This window comes from Pseudomonas sp. YQ_5 (assembly GCF_043103305.1).
In the GTDB taxonomy this organism is placed as follows: Bacteria; Pseudomonadota; Gammaproteobacteria; order Pseudomonadales; family Pseudomonadaceae; genus Aquipseudomonas; species Aquipseudomonas putida_Y.
In genome coordinates this window covers 62,740-83,772 of the sequence record NZ_JBICJS010000110.1, presented here as the reverse complement: position 1 = coordinate 83,772, position 21,033 = coordinate 62,740, and the positions used below count along the sequence as shown (strand labels likewise).

Annotated in this window: 20 protein-coding genes and 1 pseudogene; 7 read left to right on the top strand and 14 right to left on the bottom strand. The window is 61.9% G+C overall.

Translation table 11 applies throughout. The features are described from left to right. Positions 1-63: 63 nt before the first annotated feature. Both lptG and lptF read right to left on the bottom strand, forming a co-directional pair. Positions 64-1,125, bottom strand: coding sequence for an LPS export ABC transporter permease LptG (lptG, locus tag ACF8EA_RS24325; RefSeq protein ID WP_021781877.1), 1,062 nt, complete (start codon positions 1,123-1,125; stop codon positions 64-66). Then, entirely contained in the window at positions 1,118-2,233 is a 1,116-nt protein-coding gene (gene lptF / locus ACF8EA_RS24320) for an LPS export ABC transporter permease LptF (protein ID WP_021781876.1), read from the bottom strand. Before lptF ends, lptG begins: the two co-directional genes overlap by 8 nt. A 301-nt stretch (positions 2,234-2,534) precedes the next feature. Between lptF and ACF8EA_RS24315 the strand changes: the two genes are divergently transcribed. The 5 genes from ACF8EA_RS24315 to rlmF all read left to right on the top strand — a co-directional run bounded on the left by ACF8EA_RS24315 (position 2,535) and on the right by rlmF (position 9,036). Beyond that, positions 2,535-4,028 carry a leucyl aminopeptidase gene (locus ACF8EA_RS24315; protein WP_392523532.1) on the top strand — a complete coding sequence of 498 codons (1,494 nt, stop codon included), beginning with the start codon at positions 2,535-2,537 and terminating at the stop codon, positions 4,026-4,028. Positions 4,029-4,078: 50 nt separating this feature from the next. Next, the gene (locus tag ACF8EA_RS24310) at positions 4,079-4,507 is read left to right on the top strand and encodes a DNA polymerase III subunit chi (RefSeq protein WP_021781873.1); all 429 of its coding nucleotides are present in this window, start codon (positions 4,079-4,081) and stop codon (positions 4,505-4,507) included. Positions 4,508-4,512: 5 nt separating this feature from the next. Then, positions 4,513-4,878 carry a hypothetical protein gene (locus ACF8EA_RS24305; protein ID WP_021781872.1) on the top strand — a complete coding sequence of 122 codons (366 nt, stop codon included), beginning with the start codon at positions 4,513-4,515 and terminating at the stop codon, positions 4,876-4,878. A 179-nt stretch (positions 4,879-5,057) separates the two neighbouring features. Further along, on the top strand, positions 5,058-7,904 hold the full coding sequence (locus ACF8EA_RS24300) for a valine--tRNA ligase (RefSeq protein WP_392523530.1): 2,847 nt from the start codon (positions 5,058-5,060) through the stop codon (positions 7,902-7,904). Between the two features lie 178 nt (positions 7,905-8,082). Then, positions 8,083-9,036: a 23S rRNA (adenine(1618)-N(6))-methyltransferase RlmF gene (gene rlmF, locus ACF8EA_RS24295; protein ID WP_021781870.1), complete on the top strand. Its 954-nt coding sequence runs from the start codon at positions 8,083-8,085 to the stop codon at positions 9,034-9,036. Between the two features lie 47 nt (positions 9,037-9,083). On the opposite strand, the gene ACF8EA_RS24290 is transcribed toward rlmF, so the two are convergent. Then, positions 9,084-9,365: an HU family DNA-binding protein gene (locus tag ACF8EA_RS24290; RefSeq protein WP_003255106.1), complete on the bottom strand. Its 282-nt coding sequence runs from the start codon at positions 9,363-9,365 to the stop codon at positions 9,084-9,086. Positions 9,366-9,735: 370 nt separating this feature from the next. Between ACF8EA_RS24290 and yejK the strand changes: the two genes are divergently transcribed. Continuing rightward, complete coding sequence (gene yejK / locus ACF8EA_RS24285; RefSeq protein WP_021781869.1) at positions 9,736-10,743, top strand: nucleoid-associated protein YejK; 1,008 nt, start codon at positions 9,736-9,738, stop codon at positions 10,741-10,743. Here yejK and ACF8EA_RS24280 read toward each other — a convergent pair. The 4 genes from ACF8EA_RS24280 to ACF8EA_RS24265 all read right to left on the bottom strand — a co-directional run bounded on the left by ACF8EA_RS24280 (position 10,691) and on the right by ACF8EA_RS24265 (position 13,555). Then, positions 10,691-11,032, bottom strand: a complete 342-nt coding sequence (locus ACF8EA_RS24280) for a GIY-YIG nuclease family protein (protein WP_021781868.1) — start codon at positions 11,030-11,032, stop codon at positions 10,691-10,693. The genes yejK and ACF8EA_RS24280 overlap by 53 nt on opposite strands. After that, on the bottom strand, positions 11,025-11,501 hold the full coding sequence (locus tag ACF8EA_RS24275; protein ID WP_028698096.1) for a nuclear transport factor 2 family protein: 477 nt from the start codon (positions 11,499-11,501) through the stop codon (positions 11,025-11,027). Before ACF8EA_RS24275 ends, ACF8EA_RS24280 begins: the two co-directional genes overlap by 8 nt. A gap of 109 nt (positions 11,502-11,610) precedes the next feature. Continuing rightward, a complete protein-coding gene (locus tag ACF8EA_RS24270) occupies positions 11,611-12,891 on the bottom strand; it encodes an MFS transporter (protein ID WP_028698097.1) in 1,281 nt (426 codons plus the stop codon). A 13-nt stretch (positions 12,892-12,904) separates the two neighbouring features. After that, the gene (locus ACF8EA_RS24265) at positions 12,905-13,555 is read right to left on the bottom strand and encodes a FadR/GntR family transcriptional regulator (protein WP_021781865.1); all 651 of its coding nucleotides are present in this window, start codon (positions 13,553-13,555) and stop codon (positions 12,905-12,907) included. A gap of 139 nt (positions 13,556-13,694) precedes the next feature. Between ACF8EA_RS24265 and ACF8EA_RS24260 the strand changes: the two are divergent. Then, positions 13,695-14,879, top strand: a pseudogene (locus tag ACF8EA_RS24260) (alkaline phosphatase family protein). 158 nt (positions 14,880-15,037) lie between these two features. Here ACF8EA_RS24260 and hisC read toward each other — a convergent pair. From hisC to ACF8EA_RS24225, 7 genes are all read right to left on the bottom strand, one after another. Beyond that, entirely contained in the window at positions 15,038-16,084 is a 1,047-nt protein-coding gene (gene hisC / locus ACF8EA_RS24255) for a histidinol-phosphate transaminase (protein WP_053870402.1), read from the bottom strand. 2 nt (positions 16,085-16,086) lie between these two features. After that, the gene (hisD, locus tag ACF8EA_RS24250; RefSeq protein ID WP_021781862.1) at positions 16,087-17,412 is read right to left on the bottom strand and encodes a histidinol dehydrogenase; all 1,326 of its coding nucleotides are present in this window, start codon (positions 17,410-17,412) and stop codon (positions 16,087-16,089) included. 294 nt (positions 17,413-17,706) lie between these two features. Then, a complete protein-coding gene (hisG, locus tag ACF8EA_RS24245) occupies positions 17,707-18,342 on the bottom strand; it encodes an ATP phosphoribosyltransferase (protein ID WP_021781861.1) in 636 nt (211 codons plus the stop codon). Between the two features lie 91 nt (positions 18,343-18,433). Then, positions 18,434-19,699: a UDP-N-acetylglucosamine 1-carboxyvinyltransferase gene (gene murA, locus ACF8EA_RS24240; RefSeq protein WP_003255119.1), complete on the bottom strand. Its 1,266-nt coding sequence runs from the start codon at positions 19,697-19,699 to the stop codon at positions 18,434-18,436. 23 nt (positions 19,700-19,722) lie between these two features. Then, positions 19,723-19,962, bottom strand: a complete 240-nt coding sequence (locus ACF8EA_RS24235; protein WP_003255121.1) for a BolA family protein — start codon at positions 19,960-19,962, stop codon at positions 19,723-19,725. Positions 19,963-20,079: 117 nt separating this feature from the next. Then, entirely contained in the window at positions 20,080-20,382 is a 303-nt protein-coding gene (locus ACF8EA_RS24230) for a lipid asymmetry maintenance protein MlaB (RefSeq protein ID WP_021781860.1), read from the bottom strand. Then, complete coding sequence (locus tag ACF8EA_RS24225; protein WP_021781859.1) at positions 20,379-21,026, bottom strand: phospholipid-binding protein MlaC; 648 nt, start codon at positions 21,024-21,026, stop codon at positions 20,379-20,381. Before ACF8EA_RS24225 ends, ACF8EA_RS24230 begins: the two co-directional genes overlap by 4 nt. Between the last annotated feature and the right edge of the window lie 7 nt (positions 21,027-21,033).

Genomic DNA, 21,033 nt, shown 5'->3' with positions numbered 1-21,033 from the left:
GGACAGATCAACACCCATGAAAAAGCCGACCCTGAGGTCGGCTTTCTTGTGCAGCTCAGGCTATTAGCCTGCCCGGCGCAGCAACCACACGCCCGCCAATGCACAGATACCTGCCGGGATCACCACCGCCAGCAGCGGCGGGAAGCCGAATACCTGACTCGAAGGCCCGAGCAGGTCCTGGCCAATGCGAAACACGAAGCCCACCAGTACACCCGTGAACACGCGCTGACCAAGGGTTACCGAACGCAGCGGGCCAAAGATGAACGAGATCGCCATCAGCACCAGAGCCGCCGTTACCATCGGCTGCAGCACCTTGGTCCAGAACGCCAGCCAGTAGCGGGCGTTGTTCAGGCCCTGGTCAGACAGGTAGTGGATGTAGTCCCACAACCCGGTAATCGAAAGCGACTCCGGCGCGAGGATTACGGTATTGAGCAGCTCTGGCGTGAGCGAAACATCCCAGCGCTCCTCTGGCGCGTTGACCACCTCGGTATGGTCGCCACGGAAGTAGGTGGTACGCACATCGGCGAGCAGCCAGTGGTCGCTCTGGTACTGTGCGCGGCGGGCAAAGCTCGAGGTGACGATCTTGCGCTCGCTGTCGAAGCGGTAGCGGGTCACGCCCAGCAGCAGGCCATTGGGCTGTACGGCGTTGATGTGCACGTACTCCTCGCCCTGGCGGTGCCACATGCCGCGCTTGGAGCTTTGTGCCTCACCACCACCCTGAGCCAGAGAACGGTCGGCCTGAGCCTTGTTCTCAGTCACCGGAGCCACATATTCGCCAATCAGCAGACCAACCAGCATCAGCACCAGCATCGGCTTCATCACCGCCCAGACGATGCGGCCGATGGACACGCCGGCCGCACGCATGATGGTCAGCTCGCTGCTGCTGGCCAGACTGCCCAGGCCGATCAGGCAACCGATCAAGGCGGCCATTGGCAACATTTCATACAGCCGCCGAGGCGCGGTAAGCAGGACAAAGTTGCCCGCTTCCATCACTGTGTAGGTGTCACTCAGGTCGCTCATCTCATCGATGAAAGCGAAAAGTGAAGCCAGGCCGAGGATGATCCCCAGCACGGCCAGGATGGCCAGCAGCACGCTCTGGCCGATGTAGCGATCGAGCTTAGCCATGGGCCACCTCCGCACGGCGGGCGGCGCGTTTGAGGCGCAGCGGCTCCCAGTACATCAGGCCAAGGCCGATCAGCAGGAACAGGCCGTGTACCCACCACATGCCCAGGGCAATCGGCAGTTTGCCCTTCTCGAGGGCGCCGCGTACGGAAATCAGCATTGTCAGGTAGGCCATATACAGAAGAATTGCCGGCAGCAGCTTGAGGAAGCGGCCCTGGCGCGGGTTGACCCGCGACAGTGGCACTGCCAGCAGGGTGACGACGAACACCAGGATCGGCAGCGACAGCCGCCATTGCAGCTCGGCGCGCTCACGCAGGCCCTTGGCGCCGATCAGTTCGGAGGTGGGAATAGCTTCGCGCTCGGTCACTTCCTCGGCCACTTCCGGCTTGGGCAGCAGCACGCCGTAGGTGTCATACTTGATGGCGCGGTAGTCAGCCTGGCCCGGATTGCCGTCGTAGCGGTAACCGTTTTCGAGAACCAGGTAGCGGTTGCCGTCGGCCTGGATTTCCTGGTGACCTTTCTCAGCGACCAGCACCGATGGGGCGCGGTCCTTGGTCTTGTCCTGGTTGAAGCGCTTCTCGGAGATGAACACCCCGCCCAGGTTGATGCGGTCATCCGACAGTTGCTCGGTATAGGTTACCCGCGAGCCATCACGCAAGGTCTGGAAGCGGCCCGGCACCAAGGTATCGAACTCGGTCAGGGCATCCTGCTGGCTGATGATCTGCTGCACCTGGGCCACGCCCTGCGGGGCCAGGCTCATGCTCAACCAGGCCACCAGCAGGGCAACCAGGGCAGCCGGTGCCATGGTCAGGCCCAGCAGGCGCTGCTGGCTCATGCCTGTGGCCGACAGCACGGTCATCTCGCTTTCCAGGTACAGGCGCCCGTAAGCCAGCAGTATGCCGAGGAAGAGCCCCAGAGGCAGGATCAGTTGCAGGAAGCCTGGCAAGCGGTAGCCCATGATCAGGAACAACACGCCAGGGTCGAGCACGCCTTGGGCAGCCTGGGCCAGGTACTTGATGAAGCGCCCGCTCATGATGATCACCAACAGCACAGCGCTGACGGCGCTCAAGGTCACCAGGACCTCGCGGGACAGATAACGAAAGACGATCAAACCAGACACTCCTGGGTTGTCAGGGCGGACAGCCATGCAATGGCGCCAAACAATGACTTAGTACATCCAAGACCAATGCCGGTTCGCCAAAGGCGAACCTCCATGTAAAGTGCGCGCATTATCCTGTGATTGACCGCCCCTGTCACTTGGCCGCGCACGAAGGTGCACAACGGGGTTGTCAGCACGCTTGCCACAGGCTCAAACTGGCAGCTTTTCCGCTGGTGCGCGACGACGCGGCCAGGCCCGTCCAGAGCGCCGGAACACACGGCGCCATTCGTATCGATCATTCGGGGATCCTGACATGGAACTGGTTGTAAAAAGCGTAGCTGCTGCATCCGTAAAAACCGCCACCCTGGTCCTTCCGGTAGGTGAAAACCGCAAGCTCGGCGCTGTTGCCAAGGCTGCCGACCAGGCCAGCGAAGGCGCCATCAGCGCCGTGCTCAAGCGCGGCGACCTGGCCGGCAAGCCGGGCCAGACCCTGCTGCTACAGAACCTCCCTGGCCTGAAAGCCGAGCGCGTGCTGCTGGTGGGCAGCGGCAAGGAAGAAGCCCTGGGCGACCGCGCCTGGCGCAAACTGGTGGCCAGTGTCGCTGGCGTGCTCAAGGGCCTGAATGGCGCTGACGCAGTGCTGGCCCTGGACGATATCGCGGTCAGCAACCGCGACGCCCATTATGGCAAGTACCGCCTGCTGGCCGAAACCCTGCTGGACGGCGAGTATGTGTTCGACCGCTTCAAAAGCCAGAAAGCCGAGCCGCGCGCGCTGAAAAAGGTCACCCTGCTGGCCGACAAAGCCGGCCAGGCCGAAGTCGAGCGCGCGGTCAAGCATGCCAGCGCCATCGCCAGCGGCATGGCCTTCACCCGCGACCTCGGCAACCTGCCGCCAAACCTTTGCCACCCAAGCTTCCTGGCCGAACAGGCCAAAGACCTTGGCAAGGCGCACAAGGCCCTCAAGGTTGAAGTGCTGGACGAGAAAAAGATCAAGGACCTGGGCATGGGCGCGTTCTACGCCGTGGGCCAGGGCAGCGACCAGCCACCCCGCCTGATCGTGCTCAATTACCAGGGCGGCAAAAAGGCCGACAAGCCATATGTGCTGGTGGGTAAAGGCATTACCTTCGACACCGGCGGCATCAGCCTCAAGCCTGGCGCCGGCATGGACGAAATGAAGTACGACATGTGCGGCGCCGCCAGCGTATTCGGCACCCTGCATGCAGTGCTCGAGCTGCAACTCCCGATCAACCTGGTGTGCCTGCTGGCCTGCGCCGAGAACATGCCAAGCGGCGGTGCCACCCGCCCGGGTGACATCGTCACTACCATGAGCGGCCAGACCGTGGAAATCCTCAACACCGATGCTGAAGGCCGCCTGGTGCTGTGCGACACCCTGACCTACGCCGAGCGCTTCAAGCCGCAGGCGGTCATCGACATCGCCACCCTGACCGGCGCCTGCATCGTTGCCCTGGGCAGCCACACCTCCGGCCTGATGGGCAATAACGACGACCTGGTCGGGCAATTGCTCGATGCCGGCAAGCGTGCCGACGACCGTGCCTGGCAGTTGCCGCTGTTCGATGAATACCAGGAGCAACTGGACAGCCCGTTCGCCGACATGGGCAACATTGGTGGGCCAAAGGCCGGCACGATCACCGCTGGCTGCTTCCTGTCGCGCTTCGCCAAAGCCTACAACTGGGCGCACATGGACATCGCCGGTACCGCTTGGGTCAGTGGCGGCAAGGACAAAGGCGCCACTGGCCGCCCGGTGCCTCTGCTGACCCAGTACCTGCTGGACCGCGCTGGCGCCTGAAGCCGTGAAGCTGGTGGTGCCTTGCGCACCACCGGCCGGTAATCCCCACCATGAGCAAAGTCGACTTCTACATTCTGCCCACCGATTCGCTGTCGGCGCGGCTCGATTTCGCCTGCAAGCTGTGCGAGAAGGCCTGGCGCCTCGGCCACCGGGTCTATCTGCACTGCCAGGACGCAGAACAGCGCAGTGAACTGGACCAACGCTTGTGGCGCTTCAAGGGCGAGGCTTTCGTGCCCCACGACCTGGCCGAGGTCCATGCAGATGCTGGTGTGGTTCTGGGCCTGGCTGACAACGCGGGCGAGCACTGCGGTCTGCTGATCAACCTCGGCGCCAGCGTGCCGGGCTTTGTCGGGCAGTTCGAGCGGGTGGCAGAAATCGTCGTTGAAGAGCCCGCCATCCGCCAATCAGCCCGTGAGCGATTCCGTTTCTACCGTGAACAGGGCTATGCTCTGCAAGACCACCGCTTACAGCGACTTTGACGACGATGGACAAGCCCTCCCCTTTGCCCGATTCCGCCCACCTGCTCGATGACCTCGAGTCGATCCGTCAGCTGCTTGGCGACGCCGACCTGCAACCGCCGCTGCTCACCGAGACGGTAGAGCAGATTCCGTTGCTGCTGGACGAAACCGCCAGCGACCCCGCGGCGCCCGACGAACCGGTAGCTGCCGAACCCGAGGACGACCCGCAAACCCGCCGCCAGGACACCCTGCTGCACCTGGAAAGCGAGCTGCGCGCCGCCGCGCAGATGATCATGCAGGACGTGATCAACGACTTTACCCCGCATATCGAGAACGAAATCAAGCGCCGGCTGGATGCGCGGATCGAACGCCTGATCAAGCGTTCCGAGTAGAGCCGGGCAACGGTGTCGCCTGCTTCGCAGGCAAACCGCTGCCACAGGTTCGAAGCCTGCGCTTTGCCCGCGAGACAGGCGACACTGTTCCGACAGTTGTCAGCAGCTTGTCGCCTGCGGCCCCCAGCTTGGTTATACTTCCCGGCTTTCCCGAATAAATGCACAGGGTCCCGCCGCGCATGGATAAGACCTACCAGCCGCACGCAATCGAAACCTCCTGGTACAACACCTGGGAGTCCGAGAACTATTTCGCTCCACAAGGTGCAGGCGAGTCCTACACCATCATGATCCCGCCGCCGAACGTAACCGGCAGCCTGCACATGGGCCACGGGTTCAACAACGCGATCATGGACGCCCTGATCCGTTTCCGCCGCATGCAAGGCCGCGACACCCTGTGGCAGCCAGGTACCGATCACGCGGGTATCGCTACGCAGATGCTGGTCGAGCGCCAACTTGAAGCCAAAGGCCAGAACCGTCATGACCTGGGCCGCGAAAAGTTCCTGGAAAAGGTCTGGGAATGGAAGGATCAGTCCGGTGGCAACATCAGCCGCCAGATTCGCCGCCTGGGCTCATCGGTAGACTGGAGCCGCGAGCGCTTCACCATGGACGATGGCCTGTCCGAAGCAGTAAAAGAAGCGTTCGTGCGCCTGCATGAAGACGGCCTTATCTACCGCGGCAAGCGCCTGGTCAACTGGGACACCAAGCTGCACACAGCGATCTCCGACCTCGAAGTGGAAAACCACGACGAGAAAGGCCACCTGTGGAACCTGCGCTACCCGCTGGCCGACGGCGCCAAGACCGCCGAAGGGCAGGACTACCTGGTGGTTGCCACCACTCGTCCGGAAACCCTGCTGGGTGACGCCGCCGTGGCAGTCAACCCGAACGACGAACGCTACCAGGCACTGATCGGCAAATTCGTCGAACTGCCATTGGTCGGCCGCCGCATCCCGATCATCGCCGATGACTATTGCGACCCCGAGTTCGGTACCGGTTGCGTGAAGATCACCCCGGCCCACGACTTCAACGACTACGAAGTCGGCAAGCGTCACAACCTGCCGCTGCTGAACATCTTCGACAAGAACGCCTTCGTGCTGGCCAGTGCCCAGGCCTTCAACCTCGACGGCAGCGTCAACGAGCAGGTCGACACCCAACTGCCGGCCCAGTATGCCAACCTTGACCGTTTTGTCGCGCGCAAGCAGATCGTCGCCGACCTGGACGCCCAGGGCTTGCTGGTCAGCATCGACGACCACGCCCTGAAAGTGCCGAAAGGCGACCGCTCCGGCACGGTCATCGAGCCGTGGCTGACCGACCAGTGGTACGTTTCCACCAAGCCGCTGGCAGAACCTGCCATCGCCGCCGTGGAAGATGGCCGCATCCAGTTCGTGCCCAAGCAATACGAGAACATGTACTTCTCCTGGATGCGTGATATCCAGGACTGGTGCATCAGCCGCCAGCTGTGGTGGGGCCACCGTATTCCGGCGTGGTACGACGAGGCTGGCCAGGTCTACGTTGGCCGCAGCGAGGAAGAAGTACGCACTAAGCACAAGCTGGGCGCCGACGTGGCCCTGCGCCAGGATGACGACGTACTCGACACCTGGTTCAGCTCGGGCCTGTGGACATTCTCCACCCTGGGCTGGCCGGAGCAGACTGAATTCCTCAAGAAGTTCCACTCCACCGACGTACTGGTGACTGGCTTCGACATCATCTTCTTCTGGGTTGCGCGCATGATCATGCTGACCATGCACCTGATCAAGAACGAAGACGGCACCCCGCAGGTACCGTTCAAGACCGTGTACGTGCACGGCCTGGTACGTGACGGTCAGGGCCAGAAGATGTCCAAGTCCAAGGGTAACGTGCTGGACCCGCTGGATATCGTCGACGGTATCACCCTCGACGCCCTGCTGGAAAAACGCACCAGCGGCATGATGCAGCCCAAGCTTGCCGAGAAGATCGCCAAGCAGACCAAAGCCGAGTTCCCCGAAGGTATTGCCAGCTACGGCACCGACGCCCTGCGCTTCACCTTCTGCTCGCTGGCCTCGACTGGCCGCGACATCAAGTTCGACATGGGCCGCGTCGAAGGCTACCGCAACTTCTGCAACAAGATCTGGAACGCTGCCCGCTACGTGCTGGACAAGGGTGAAGACTGCGGCCAGAACGGCGAAGCCTACGAGCTGTCGCTGGCCGACCGCTGGATCATCTCGCAGCTTCAGCGTACCGAAGCCGAAGTAACCCGCCAGCTGGAGCAGTTCCGCTTCGACCTGGCCAGCCAGGCGCTGTACGAGTTCATCTGGAACCAGTACTGCGACTGGTACCTGGAGCTGTCCAAACCGGTACTGTGGGACGAAAACGCCCCGGTAGAGCGCGCCCGCGGCACCCGCCGCACCCTGGTGCGTGTGCTGGAAGTGGCACTGCGCCTTGCGCACCCGTTCATGCCGTTCATCACCGAAGAAATCTGGCAGCGCATCGCGCCGCTGGCCGGCATCGACGGCAAGACCATCATGGTGCAGCCGTGGCCAGTGGCCAACGAAGCGCGCATTGACGCCGCCGCCGAAGGCGACATCGAGTGGCTGAAAGAGCTGATGGTCGGCCTGCGTAATATCCGTGCCGAAATGAACATCGGCCCAGGTAAGCCGCTGCCACTGTTCCTGAAGAATGCCAGCGCCGACGACCAGCGCCGCCTGCAGGAAAACGAAGCGCTGCTGAAGAAGCTGGCCAAGGTCGAATCGTTCACCGTACTGGGTGATGCCGACGAAGCGCCGCTGTCCGCTACCGCCCTGGTAGGTGACCTGCAAGTGCTGGTGCCAATGGCCGGGCTGATCGACAAGGATGCCGAGCTGGCACGCCTGAACAAGGAAATCCAGCGTCTGCAAGGTGAAGTGCAACGTGTTGGCGGCAAGCTGTCCAACGCAGCCTTCGTCGACAAGGCCCCACCTGCGGTGATCGAGAAAGAACGCGCCAAGCTGGCCGAGTCTGAGCAGGCTCTGGCCAACTTCACCGAGCAGCATGCGCGGATTGCTGCGCTGTAAACACTAGAGAGACCGTTGGGGCCGCTACGCGGCCCTTTCGCGACACAAGGCCGCTCCCACAGGACGGCGCCAACCTTCAAGGCGCCACCCTCCTGTGGGAGCGGCCTTGTGTCGCGAAAGGGCTGCGTAGCAACCCCAGGTTCTTCAAGCCACCGCTCGTATAGGGCTGGACACTGCCATGACCCCGAACAAACCCACCCTGCACCCGCGCAACCGCCACCAGGGTCGTTACGACTTCCCCAGCCTGATCAAGGCCCACCCTGATCTGGCCCGTTTCACCATCACCAACCCCCACGGCAAGCCCAGCATCGACTTTGCCAACCCCGAAGCCGTCCGCGTGTTCAACCGTGCACTGCTCAAGGCCCAGTACGGCATCCAGCACTGGGACATCCCGGCCGATTACCTGTGCCCGCCCATTCCTGGCCGTGCCGATTACATCCACGTAGCCGCCGACCTGTTGGCCGATGACAATGCCGGCGACGTCCCAAGGGGCCCCCAAGTGCGCGCGCTGGACATCGGCGTGGGGGCCAACTGCATCTATCCACTGCTGGGCCACAGCGACTACCGCTGGCGCTTCCTCGGCTCAGACATCGACCCCATGGCCTTGGCTTCGGCCAAGGCCATCATCCAGGCCAACGGTTTGGGCAAGGCCATTACGCTGCGTCAGCAGGCCAACCGAGCGCACATCCTCAGCGGCCTGCTGCAGGAGGGCGAGCGCTTCGACCTGACTTTGTGCAACCCGCCCTTTCATGCCTCACGCGACGAAGCCACCCGCGGCAGCCAGCGCAAATGGAAGAACCTTGGCAAGCAGGACCCCAAACGCAAGCTGCCGGTGCTGAACTTCGGTGGCCAGAACAATGAACTGTGGTGCGAAGGTGGGGAAATCCGCTTTGTCACCCAATTGGTTGGCGAAAGCGTGCAGTACGCCGGGCAGGTGCTGTGGTTCACCAGCCTGGTGTCCAAGGCCAGCAACCTGCCGGGCATCGAGGCCGCGTTGAAGAAGTCCGGCGCCAAGGCCGTGCGCATCATCGAGATGGGCCAGGGGCAGAAACAGAGCCGCATGGTCGCCTGGAGCTTCCATGACGACGCCGCACGTCAGGCCTGGCACGCCCGGCGTAAATCACAGGCATGAAAAAACCGCGCCCGGGCAAGCCGGGCGCGGTTTCGTCAAAGCAACAATTACTTGTTGATAGCGTCGGTCAGCACTTTGGCTGGAACGAACTTGACGACTTTCTTGGCAGCGATTTCGATGGCAGCGCCAGTCGAAGGGTTGCGGCCGGTACGGGCAGGACGCTCGGAGACTTTCAGCTTGCCGATGCCTGGCAGAGTGATTTCAGCGCCGTTTTCCAGTTGGTCTGCAACGATCTGGCCCAGTTGCTCCAGAGCGTTCTTGGCGGTGGCTTTTGGCGCGGCGATCGATTCGGCGATGTCGGCAATCAGTTGGTCTTTGGTCAATGCCATGGTGGTGTTCCTTCCCTATCAAATTCGATGGTTATGCAGCGGACTACGACGTTATCGGGCCAGCCCCTTTAAATGGAGGGCCGCGCCAATTGCGTATGTAGATACGTAAATCGGCGTTTGGTTCGACACGACGAAAGCAAGCTGCCAGCACTGCGCCACACGAGGGGCGCAAGACCGCGCAAAACTACCACAGGAATGGATAAATATCCGCTTCGCACTTTGATTAAATGCAGGTTTTTCGGGCGTTTCAGCTGAAAACACACAAAACTGAACAAAAAACGAACAACAGACATATCTGCCAACATACGGCCACTGCATCACCTCAGGTCTAGGTTAAACTTGGCAACTTTTGCAGCTCGCCGAGAATTCCATGCCAATCCGTCATTGCATCGTTCACCTGATCGACAAAAAGCCCGATGGCAGCCCCGCCGTGCTGCATGCTCGTGACTCCGAACTGGCTGCCTCCGATGCCATCGAAAACCTGCTGGCCGACCTCAATGACAGCTACAACGCCAAGCAAGGCAAAGCCTGGGGCTTTTTCCACGGCGAATCGGGTGCCTATCCGCTGAGCGGCTGGCTGAAGCAGTACCTGGATGAAGAAAAGGACTTTACCGCCTTCAGCCGCGTGGCTGTCGAGCACCTGCAGAAGCTGATGGAAGAGTCCAACCTGTCCACCGGCGGCCACATCCTGTTTGCCCACTATCAGCAAGGCATGACCGAGTACCTGGCAATCGCCCTGCTGCACCATAGCGAAGGTGTAGCTGTGAATGCCGAGCTCGACGTGACCCCTTCCCGTCACCTCGACCTTGGCCAACTGCACCTGGCAGCACGCATCAACCTGTCGGAGTGGAAGAACAACCAGAACTCCAGGCAGTACATTTCGTTCATCAAGGGCAAGAACGGCAAGAAGGTGTCGGACTACTTCCGCGACTTCATCGGCTGTCAGGAGGGTGTCGACGGCCCGGGCGAAACCCGCACCCTGCTCAAGGCCTTCAGTGATTTCGTTGAAAGTGAAGACCTGCCGGAAGAATCTGCCCGCGAGAAGACCCAGACCCTGGTCGAGTACGCCACCACCCAGACCAAGCTGGGCGAGCCGGTGACACTGGAAGAGCTGTCCAGCCTGATCGACGAGGACCGCCCCAAAGCGTTCTACGACCACATCCGCAACAAGGACTACGGCCTTTCGCCGGAAATCCCGGCGGACAAACGCACCCTCAACCAGTTCCGCCGTTTCACCGGGCGTGCCGAGGGGCTGTCGATCAGCTTCGAGGCACATCTGCTGGGGGACAAGGTGGAATATGACGAAGCGGCGGGGACCTTGATCATCAAGGGGCTGCCGACAACCTTGGTGGATCAGCTGAAGCGCCGCAAGGACTGATTTCCCCCAAGCCGCCAAAGGAGGCAACCAATGCCTCCTTCGCCGACTTGCGCAGCCGTTTCACCAACCGCTCCTGGCGCAGCGCCGCGCTCTTGTCCGGCCACTGCTCCACATACACCAGCGCCTGGGCCGGGCTGGTCTTGAAATAGCGGGCGCCCTGCCCTTTCTGATGCGCGGCAAACCGACGCTGCGGATCATCGCTGATGCCGCAATACAACGAGCCATTGGCTGCCCTTACCAGATAGACGAACCAGGGCTTTCCAACGGCAGGTTCGACAACCTCACTCACCCTGGGCCTGCTGGAATGCGCGCAACCCCTTGAATGCCTGCAGGCGGACCTTGTTCTGCATCAGCGGCGACCACCCCAGCAGCATGCCAGGAACACCCAGCGCTTGCCGCGACCAGCGCCACAGGTCAAAGGTGTCGTCATGCTGGCAAATCAGCCCATCACGAATGACAAAGCGTGCCTGGATATCGTTGACCACAATACGCCCGGTCTGGCTGAACAGGTAGGTAGCCACCCAATGCGCGCTGCCACTGTGCTCATCTGCGCGTATGCTGTCGAATGTCAGGGTGAAGTTCTTGGCGCGGGTGGTGAGCATCCGCCACATATCGCCGGCGTCCTTGCCGCGCAGGGTGCCGAACACCGGGTCGCTGAAAACGATATCGTTGCTGTAGCAGGCCAGCATGGCGTCGGCATCCAGGCGCTGGAAAGCCTGGTAGAAACGGGTGATCAGGGCGCGGTTGGCATCGCTCATGGGGGGGCTGGTCCGTCCTAGGTTCGAAAGCTGCACGATAATCTGCCCCGATGGCTAATGCCAGTACCGTCCTCTTGGCGGGTAAGAAGACGGTACTGCAAAACAGGCCTCAGACTTTCTCGCTGGTCACCTGCACATGCAGCGCCCGCCCGGCCCCCAGACCGAACACGATGGCGCCGACGCCCAGCACCGCAAAAATCCAGCCCAGGGCCGCCCAGCCGCCAGTCAGGTCATGCACCAGGCCCACCGCAAATGGCCCCATTGAGGCGAGGGTATAACCCACCCCCTGGGCCATGCTCGACAAGTTCGCCGCCACATGGGCATCCTTCGAGCGCAGCACGATCAAGGTCAGCGCCAGGGCAAAGGTACCGCCCTGCCCCAGGCCCAGCACAATGGCCCACCCCCACAACCCGGAAAGTGGCGCATACAGGCAACCGAACAGCCCCGCCAGCGTACCCGACATGACTACCACGATCGCCAGCCGCTGGTCCTTGCCGCGGGTGGCCAGCCAAGGGGCGCTGAGCGAGCTGATCAACTGCACGATTACCGACCCTGACAGCACCAGCCCTGCCTCGGTTGGGCTGAGGCCGCGACCGATCAGGATCGATGGCAACCAGCCGAACACGATGTAAGCCAGTGATGACTGCAGGCCCATGTATAGGGTCACCTGCCAGGCCAGTGGGTCACGCCACAGGCCTCGCACGCGATAGGCTACCTTGTGCAGGCCATGCCCCTGACGGGCCTGTGGCAGCCACACCAGCATGGCCAGCAAGGCCGGCAGCACCCAGAAGCCCAACCCTAGTGCCCAGCTGCCGTCGAAATGCTGGGCCAAAGGAACGGTGGCACCCGCGGCCATGGCAGCGCCCAGGCATAATGCCATGGTGTATACGCCGGTCAGTGTGCCAGCGTGCTGCGGAAAGTCGCGCTTGACGATACCCGGCAACAACACGCCGATAATGCCGATGCTGGCCCCCGCCATCAGGCTGCCGAGGAACACCCCGACAGCCCCAAAGGCGCTTCGTACCACGAGGCCAAGTGCCAAGGTGACGAGGATGCCAAGAATCACCCGCTCGCTGCCAAAGCGCCGCGCCAGCACCGGCGCCAAGGGAGCAAACAGGCCCAGGCAGAGCACCGGCAAGGTGGTCAGCAAGCCAGCCTGCGAAGCACTCAGGCCCAGGCCTTCAGATACTTGGCCCAGTACCGGCGCCATGCTCGACAATGCCGGGCGCAGGTTCAAAGCCACCAGCACCAGGCCCAGCAGCAACAGCCAGGGCCGCCGCAACACCACAGCCTGCTGCTGGACCTGCTCGTCGTCAGCTTCAGCGTCGATCAGCAGCTCATCGAGATCCCGCTCGTTCGAGGGGGTATTACGGGTGATGGATTCAGCCATGGCCTTCTCGGTGTCAGGATTCAATGAGGGTACGGCTCAGGCACTTGGCCCGTTCAGCGTCACGTCGCTCGATGGCCTCGAGGATCTGCCCATGCAAGTCGAACGTGGCCTGGCAGCGCGGAACGGTCGCCAGACTGTGTTGCAGCGCGGCAGCCACGACACCGGAAAAGTAACGGTACAACTCGCTTAATGCCGGGTTGTGGGCGGCATCCACCAGCCGCTGGTGGAACACCAGATCGCAAGCCACATAGGCATCGACATCGCCGTGAAAGTGCCCGGCACTGCCTTCAAGGGCATCCCGTAGCGCTTGCAGGTCGGCATCGGTACGGCGCAGAGCCGCCAGGCCGATGGCCTCCACCTCGAGGATATGGCGTGTTTCCCGGGCCTGCTCGGGCGTACATCGGGACATCGCGCGCACCGCCTGCAGCGGGTCCTGGGCAGTGCGCAGGTAGCTGCCGTCGCCCTGGCGAATTTCCACCAGGCCACTGAACGCCAGCACGCGCATGGCCTCACGCACGGTGTTGCGGCTAATGCCCAATTGCAAGGCAAGCTCTGGCTCGGTAGGCAGGCGCTGGCCGACCTGCCAATCGCCCTGCACGATGCATTCGCGCATGCGCTCTACAGCCAACTCCACCAGGGAGCGCTTGCTCAGCTCGGTATTCATGCCACTCAACCAATCATCCGATGAATTTACGCAGCTTACTGGATTGCGGGCAAAAACGTAAACAACCTGATATTTCTGCCAGTTGTGGGCATGACACTTTGTTGCAACCCTCGTTGCGTGCTTTCAAGGATGTGCCTACATGCGACTGGCGAGTTTGCTGTTATTTCTGTTCCTGACCCTGTAGCCAGGCTGTGACACGGCCCGGCACCAGAGCCGCCCTAAAACCTTGCTCATCGGCCTTGACGGCGTGCAATTGCAGCAATACCTGCAACTGGGCGATGCGACCAACCTGAAGCAGCGCCTGTATTACGGCAAGGCCTACACAGGGGGCATCAGTTGTAAAACCAGCGAGCAACCCACCTTGAGCGGCCCTGGCTGGATCACTTTGCTGACCGGCGTGTGGAGCAACAAGCATGGCGTTGAATCGGACGATGACTCGCAACGGGTAAACCCGGCGTTTCCTAGCCTGTTCAAGCGGCTACGCCTGGCATACCCCAATGCCTACCTCTCCAGCATCGTCAACTGGTCACCCATCAACACGGCATTTCTGCTGGAGGACGCCCATGACGCCAATGTACGCGAGAGTGGTTTGTCGGATGAACAGGTGATAGCACGTACGTTGCAGATCCTTGGCGACACACCCGCTGATTTCACGTTCATTCAACTGGATGAACCTGACCAAATCGGCCATCACACCGGTTATGGTGAGCGCTATGCACAGGCGTTGCGCAAGGCAGACAGCGAGATCGGACGGCTATTGGACAAGGTAGACCAGCGGCGTCGCATGTTCCCGCAGGAAGATTGGCTGGTGCTCGTCAGTACCAACCATGGCCGGGACTATTGGGGGAAAGGCCATGGCGGCGCTTCGGAGCAGGAAAAGAGCATCTTCATCGCCAGCAACAAACCGTTGAATCAGGAACTGACCGAGCTGAGCATTCCTGTGGAAATGCCTGGACCCGGCAACCTGTACGGGCTACCCGCGCAGACCTCGGTAGCGCCCACGGTGCTGCGCCACATGGGCCTCAAGCTGCAGCCGGAATGGCTATTGGATGGCACGCCTTTACTGGGTGATACCGGCGTACGCAAGGCGCGGGCCGATGAAAGCAAAGGACGGCTACGCTGGAACAGTAACGCCAAGGGTTATCTGACCATTATCAAGAACGGCCATGTGGTTGCCCAGGTTGCGGCCAGAGACGATCAATGGATCGATCCGGAGGGGATGGACAAGCAGAACGATTATGTACTGGTGCTGGATGGTACACCGGCGGCGGTGCGCAACAGGCCGGCAGCCAAGCCATTTGTGATCGAAGACCGCCGCTATTAAGCCCTTGAGAAGCAACAGTTTTGTCGTTCCTCAAGGGCTGGCGCGATCCCCGTAGGAGCGGGTTCACCCGCGAAAGGGCCGGGCCTGCTGGCCAGTTTCCACCCGCCGTTCACCGTTGCCGCCGCTACCGTATTCGCGGGTAAACCCGCTCCTACACGTCAGCTCAACGCATCCAGCAGTGCCTGGTTCATTTCCGGCGTACCGATGGTGATCCGCAGGAACTGGGCAATACGCGGCTGCTTGAAGTGGCGCACGATCACGCCCTGCTCGCGCAAGCGTGCCGCCAGCTCGCCGGCATCCTGCTGCGGGTGACGGGCGAAGATGAAGTTGGCAGCCGACGGCAGTACCTCGAAGCCCTTGGCCTGCAGTTGCCCGACCAGCGCCTCGCGGCTGTCTATCACCTTGCGGCAGGTTTCCTCGAAGTACTCTCGATCTTCGAACGCCACCGCCGCACCGACGATAGCTGCACGGTCCAGCGGATAGGAGTTGAAGCTGTTCTTGATCCGCTCCAGCGCCTCGATCAGGTCCGGGTGCCCGACTGCCAGGCCAACTCGTAGCCCCGCCAACGAGCGCGACTTCGACAGCGTCTGGGTAACCAGCAGGTTATCGTAGCGGTCCACCAGGCTGATCGCCGTTTCACCACCGAAATCGATGTAGGCCTCATCCACCACCACCACCGAATCACGGTTGGCCTGCAGCAACTGCTCCACCACCTGCAACGGCATCAGGCAACCGGTCGGCGCATTGGGGTTGGGGAAGATGATGCCCGCGTTGGGCTTTTTGTAGTCCTCGATGCGGATCTGGAACTGCTCATCCAGCGCCACCTGTTCGAAGGCAATGCCGTAAAGGCCGCAGTAGACCGGGTAGAAGCTGTAGCTGATGTCCGGGAACAGCAGGGGCGTATCGTGCTGGAACAGGCCGTGGAAGATGTGCGCCAGCACCTCGTCCGAGCCGTTGCCGACAAACACTTGCGCCGGGGTCACGCCGTAGTACTCGGCCACTGCTTGCTTGAGGCGGTCACCGTTCGGGTCGGGGTACAGGCGCAGGTTATCGTTAAGTTCGCCGCGCATGGCCTCCAGCGCCTTGGGCGATGGGCCATAGGGGTTTTCGTTGGTGTTCAGCTTGACCAGGCGCGCCAGCTTGGGTTGCTCGCCCGGCACATAAGGCACCAGGTCCTTGACGAAGGGGCTCCAGAATCGACTCATGCTCAGTTCCCCTTGTCTTGGGTCAGGATACGGTATTCGGCACTACGGGCGTGGGCAGTGAGCGACTCGCCTCGGGCAAGGACCGAGGCAGTGTGACCCAGCTCGGACGCGCCCTGCTCGGAGCAGAAGATGATCGACGAACGCTTCTGGAAGTCATACACCCCCAGCGGCGACGAAAAACGCGCGGTACCTGAAGTGGGCAGCACGTGGTTAGGGCCAGCGCAGTAATCGCCCAGCGCTTCGCTGGTGTGGCGGCCCATGAAGATCGCGCCAGCGTGGCGAATGTGTGGCAGCCAGGCTTGCGGGTCGGCCACCGACAGCTCCAGGTGCTCCGGTGCGATGCGGTTGGCCACTTCCATGGCCTGCTGCATATCTCGCACCTGGATCAGCGCACCACGGCCGTTGATCGACTTTTCGATGATATCGGCACGCTCCATGGTTGGCATCAGCTTGTCGATGCTGGCAGCCACGCGATCGAGGAAGGCGGCATCCGGGCTGACCAGGATGGCCTGGGCGTCTTCGTCGTGCTCGGCCTGGGAGAACAGGTCCATGGCGATCCAGTCCGGGTCTGTCTGGCCGTCGCATACCACGAGAATTTCCGAGGGGCCGGCGATCATGTCGATGCCTACCTGGCCGAACACGTGGCGTTTGGCGGTGGCAACGTAGATGTTGCCCGGGCCGACGATCTTGTCCACCTGCGGCACGCTTTCGGTGCCGTAGGCCAGCGCAGCCACGGCCTGGGCACCACCGACGGTGAACACCCGGTCGACACCGGCGATGCAGGCAGCCGCCAGCACCAGCTCGTTGACCTCACCCCGCGGGGTCGGTACCACCATCACCACTTCAGCCACGCCGGCAACCTTGGCCGGGATGGCGTTCATCAGCACCGACGACGGATACGACGCCTTGCCGCCCGGCACATACAGGCCAGCACGGTCCAGCGGGGTGACCTTCTGGCCGAGCACGGTGCCGTCGGCCTCGGTGTACTGCCAGGAATCCTGCTTCTGCCGCTCGTGATAGATGCGCACACGGTTGGCGGCCTTTTCAAGGGCCTCGCGCTGGACCGGAGTGATACGGGTCAGCGCCAGCTCCAGGCGCGCGCGATTGAGGATCAGGTCGTCAATCGACTTGGCGTCAACACCATCGAAGCGCTGGGTGAATTCCACCAGCGCCGCATCACCGCGTTCACGCACGGCCTTGATGATGTCGAGCACGCGCTGATTGACCGCGTCATCGGACACACTTTCCCAGCTCAGCAGATGATCCAGATGTCGGGCGAAATCCGGATCAGCAGCGTTGAGACGGGCAATTGCAGTGGACACGGTCATGGCGAGGGCCTCGTAATATTAGCGAATGCTCAGGCGCCCTAGGGGATTGTGCGAAAAGTGCCTGCGCGACGATCATGCTACGTTAAAAACAGGCTCGGAATGCTCATTTGCAACCAGCAAAGTCGGGCGCGACCCCGGCCGTTCCTCGCCTGTTTTCGTTCTTGCATGATCGCCGCTCGGCGACTTTTCGCACCATCCCAAGCTAACAGTCCATCCGCGCGGGCACCCGAGAAAAATGGCTATGACGCGGATAGACGGGCGCGACAGCGAAGGCCGCGCGCAGCAGGTAGAGCGTTAGCCGCGGTGTCGCGATTCGACCGCTCCGCGCAGCGTCTCGATCAGGCTCTGGATACGGGCGTGCTGCATTTTCATGGAGGCTTTGTTGACCACCAGGCGCGAGCTGATCGTGGCGATCAGTTCCTGGGGTTCCAGGCCGTTGGCACGCAGGGTATTGCCGGTGTCGACCACGTCGATGATCTTGTCGGCAAGGTTGATCAGCGGTGCCAGCTCCATCGAGCCATACAGCTTGATGATGTCGACCTGGCGACCTTGCTCGGCGTAGTAACGCTTGGCTACGTTGACGAACTTGGTGGCCACGCGCAGGCGCCCCTTGGGCTCGGCTGCGCCGACTACGCCCGCGGTCATCAGCTTGCATTGGGCAATCTGCAGGTCCAGGGGCTCATACAGACCCTGGCCGCCGTACTCCATCAACACGTCCTTGCCGGCCACACCCAGGTCGGCAGCACCATGCTCGACGTAGGTCGGCACGTCGGTGGCACGCACGATCAGCAGACGCACGTCGTCCTGCGTGGTGGGGATGATCAGCTTGCGGCTCTTGTCCGGGTTTTCGGTCGGCACGATGCCGGCCTCGGCCAGCAACGGCAAGGTATCGTCGAGAATACGGCCTTTGGAAAGCGCGATGGTCAACATTGGAACGTCGGTCCTTAAGCGGCTGCTGCCGGCCAGGTCATCGACCTGGCCGCATTCAATTCAAAAGGTGCGTCCTTGCACCCGCGGGGTACTAGCCCGGTACGCGGCGGATTTTCGCGCCGAGCATCTGCAGTTTTTCCTCGATGCACTCGTAACCACGGTCAATGTGGTAGATGCGATCGATCAGGGTATCGCCTTCGGCAACCAGCGCCGACAGCACCAGGCTGGCGGAAGCACGCAGGTCGGTGGCCATGACCGGGGCACCCTTCAGCGCCTTGACGCCAGTGACGATAGCGGTGTTGCCTTCGACCTGGATCTGAGCGCCCATGCGGTGCATTTCGTAAACGTGCATGAAGCGGTTTTCGAAGATGGTCTCGATGACCGCGCCAGTGCCTTCGGCAATGGCATTCAGCGAGATGAACTGGGCCTGCATGTCGGTCGGGAACGCCGGGTACGGGGCGGTACGCAGGTTGACGGCTTTCGGCCGCTTGCCATGCATGTCCAGTTCGATCCAGTCTTCGCCGGTATTGATGTCGGCACCCGCTTCCTTGAGTTTTTCCAGTACGGCTTCAAGGATGGTGGGGTCGGTGTCCTTGACCTTGACGCGGCCACCGGTCACGGCAGCGGCGACCAGGTAGGTACCGGTCTCGATGCGGTCCGGCATCACGCGGTAGTTGGCCGAATCCAGTCGTTCGACGCCATCGATGGTGATGGTATCGGTACCTGCGCCCTGAATGTTCCCGCCCATGGCGTTGATGAAGTTGGCCAGGTCGACCACTTCAGGCTCACGCGCGGCGTTCTGCAACACGCTGCGGCCCTTGGCCAAGGCAGCGGCCATCATGATGTTCTCGGTACCGGTCACGCTGACGGTGTCGAAGAAGAAGTGCGCGCCACGCAGGCCACCTTCAGGCGCCTTGGCCTTGATGTAGCCGCCTTCCACTTCGATCTTAGCCCCCATGGCCTCAAGGCCACGGATGTGCAGATCGACCGGGCGCGAGCCAATGGCGCAACCGCCAGGCAGGGCCACTTCGGCTTCGCCGAAACGGGCAACCATCGGGCCCAGCACCAGGATCGAAGCGCGCATGGTCTTGACCAGCTCATACGGCGCGACCAAGGTCTTGATGGTGCGTGGATCGATTTCCACCGACAGCTTTTCGTCGATTACAGGCTCGATGCCCATACGCCCGAACAGCTCGATCATGGTGGTGATGTCGTGCAGGTGCGGCAGGTTGCCCACGGTGACCGGGCCATCGGCCAGCAGGGTCGCTGCCAGAATCGGCAGGGCTGCGTTTTTCGCGCCCGAAATGCGGATCTCGCCGTCAAGGCGAGCGCCGCCAGTAATAATCAGTTTGTCCATTGGAGTCTCGCCGCCAAGTTGGCTCAGGTGCGCTCAGCCCAGGCTGCGCTGCTGAAAAATTTCATGGTTACCGCATGGATGCTGCCATTGGCGATCCACGGATTCAGGTGAGCATAGATCGCCTGCTGGCGTTTGACCGGACTCAGGCCAGCCAACTCGTCGCTGATCACGTTCAACTGGAAGTTGCAGCCTTCGCCTTCAACTTCGACCCGGGAACCCGGCAATTTCTCTTCAAGGAAGCTCTTAACTTCTACGGCCTGCATGCTCAACCTCAATCGGCGCCCGATGCGCACGGGTCGGCCATCATACAAAAAAGCCCCTCGCCTGCGAAGCCCAACGAAGGCTTCGCTGACCGAGGGGCCATCATCCGTGCCTGGCCACTAGCTTGCCAGCACTTCATCGAGATCATAGACCTCGGCAATTTCCCGCATGTCGTCGGGCATGCTACGCACCTCGCACGCCTTGCCGGTGGCCTGAGCATCACGAATGTACGCAAGCAACAGCGACAGGCCGACACTCGACGACTTCTCGACAGCCGAGCAATCAAGCACCAGTCGCGGCTCGCGCGAGCCATCGATCAGCACCTTGCCCTGCTTGCGCAAGGCCGGGCCGCTGCGGTAATCCAGCACGCCAGCCAGACGCAGCACGCCCGGCTCGGCCATGCTTACAGCAGCCTCGCTCATTTGACGCTCTTCTCTGGCGAGTTGTCAGCAGTCTGCTTGGCCTTGGCCACTTCGCCGGCCCAGCCGTCGATGGTCTTGTCCAGGTCGTTGCCGTTGCGCTGCATGGCATCGGCGAACTGGTCACGGAACAGCTTGCCGATGTTGATGCCGTTGACGATCACGTTACGCACCTTCCACTCGCCACCAATGTTCTCCAGGGTGTACTGCACGGGGTACACGGCACCGTTGTTGCCGGTGACCTTCATGCCGACGCTGGCGCGCTTGCCGTCATCGGCCTTGGCCGGGTCGACGGTGATGCCCTGGTTGTTGTACTCAAGCAAGGCATTGCCATAGAACTGCATCAGGCTGCGCTTGAAGTTCTCCTGGAAGCGCTGCATCTGCTCCGGGGTCGCCTTGCGCGAGTACTTCACGGTCATGATGCTGCGCGAGATACCGTCAGCATCCACCACCGGGCCAAGAATGCGGTTGAGCGAGTCATAGAAGGCGTTGGGGTTGGACTTGTACTGCTCCTTGTTGGCCTTGAGGTCGCCGAGCAGTTCATTGGTGGTGCCCTGAACCACTTCGTGCGGTGTCTGCGCAGCCAGGGCCAGCAGGGGGAAGGCCGCCAGTAGCACTAGCAGGCCACGTCGCAGGATCGAAATCATGGATACT

What these genes read in the sequence shown, in the direction of transcription:
- ACF8EA_RS24310 (WP_021781873.1), top strand. Translation starts at nt 4,079, where the DNA reads ATGAGCAAAGTCGACTTCTACATTCTGCCCACCGATTCGCTGTCGGCG.
- murA (WP_003255119.1), bottom strand. Translation starts at nt 19,699, where the DNA reads ATGGACAAACTGATTATTACTGGCGGCGCTCGCCTTGACGGCGAGATC.
- hisD (WP_021781862.1), bottom strand. Translation starts at nt 17,412, where the DNA reads ATGACCGTGTCCACTGCAATTGCCCGTCTCAACGCTGCTGATCCGGAT.
- hisG (WP_021781861.1), bottom strand. Translation starts at nt 18,342, where the DNA reads ATGTTGACCATCGCGCTTTCCAAAGGCCGTATTCTCGACGATACCTTG.
- ACF8EA_RS24270 (WP_028698097.1), bottom strand. Translation starts at nt 12,891, where the DNA reads ATGGCTGAATCCATCACCCGTAATACCCCCTCGAACGAGCGGGATCTC.
- ACF8EA_RS24305 (WP_021781872.1), top strand. Translation starts at nt 4,513, where the DNA reads ATGGACAAGCCCTCCCCTTTGCCCGATTCCGCCCACCTGCTCGATGAC.
- ACF8EA_RS24230 (WP_021781860.1), bottom strand. Translation starts at nt 20,382, where the DNA reads ATGAGCGAGGCTGCTGTAAGCATGGCCGAGCCGGGCGTGCTGCGTCTG.
- yejK (WP_021781869.1), top strand. Translation starts at nt 9,736, where the DNA reads ATGCCAATCCGTCATTGCATCGTTCACCTGATCGACAAAAAGCCCGAT.
- ACF8EA_RS24235 (WP_003255121.1), bottom strand. Translation starts at nt 19,962, where the DNA reads ATGCAGGCCGTAGAAGTTAAGAGCTTCCTTGAAGAGAAATTGCCGGGT.
- ACF8EA_RS24275 (WP_028698096.1), bottom strand. Translation starts at nt 11,501, where the DNA reads ATGAGCGATGCCAACCGCGCCCTGATCACCCGTTTCTACCAGGCTTTC.
- ACF8EA_RS24300 (WP_392523530.1), top strand. Translation starts at nt 5,058, where the DNA reads ATGGATAAGACCTACCAGCCGCACGCAATCGAAACCTCCTGGTACAAC.
- lptG (WP_021781877.1), bottom strand. Translation starts at nt 1,125, where the DNA reads ATGGCTAAGCTCGATCGCTACATCGGCCAGAGCGTGCTGCTGGCCATC.
- rlmF (WP_021781870.1), top strand. Translation starts at nt 8,083, where the DNA reads ATGACCCCGAACAAACCCACCCTGCACCCGCGCAACCGCCACCAGGGT.
- hisC (WP_053870402.1), bottom strand. Translation starts at nt 16,084, where the DNA reads ATGAGTCGATTCTGGAGCCCCTTCGTCAAGGACCTGGTGCCTTATGTG.
- ACF8EA_RS24265 (WP_021781865.1), bottom strand. Translation starts at nt 13,555, where the DNA reads ATGAATACCGAGCTGAGCAAGCGCTCCCTGGTGGAGTTGGCTGTAGAG.
- ACF8EA_RS24290 (WP_003255106.1), bottom strand. Translation starts at nt 9,365, where the DNA reads ATGGCATTGACCAAAGACCAACTGATTGCCGACATCGCCGAATCGATC.
- ACF8EA_RS24315 (WP_392523532.1), top strand. Translation starts at nt 2,535, where the DNA reads ATGGAACTGGTTGTAAAAAGCGTAGCTGCTGCATCCGTAAAAACCGCC.
- ACF8EA_RS24225 (WP_021781859.1), bottom strand. Translation starts at nt 21,026, where the DNA reads ATGATTTCGATCCTGCGACGTGGCCTGCTAGTGCTACTGGCGGCCTTC.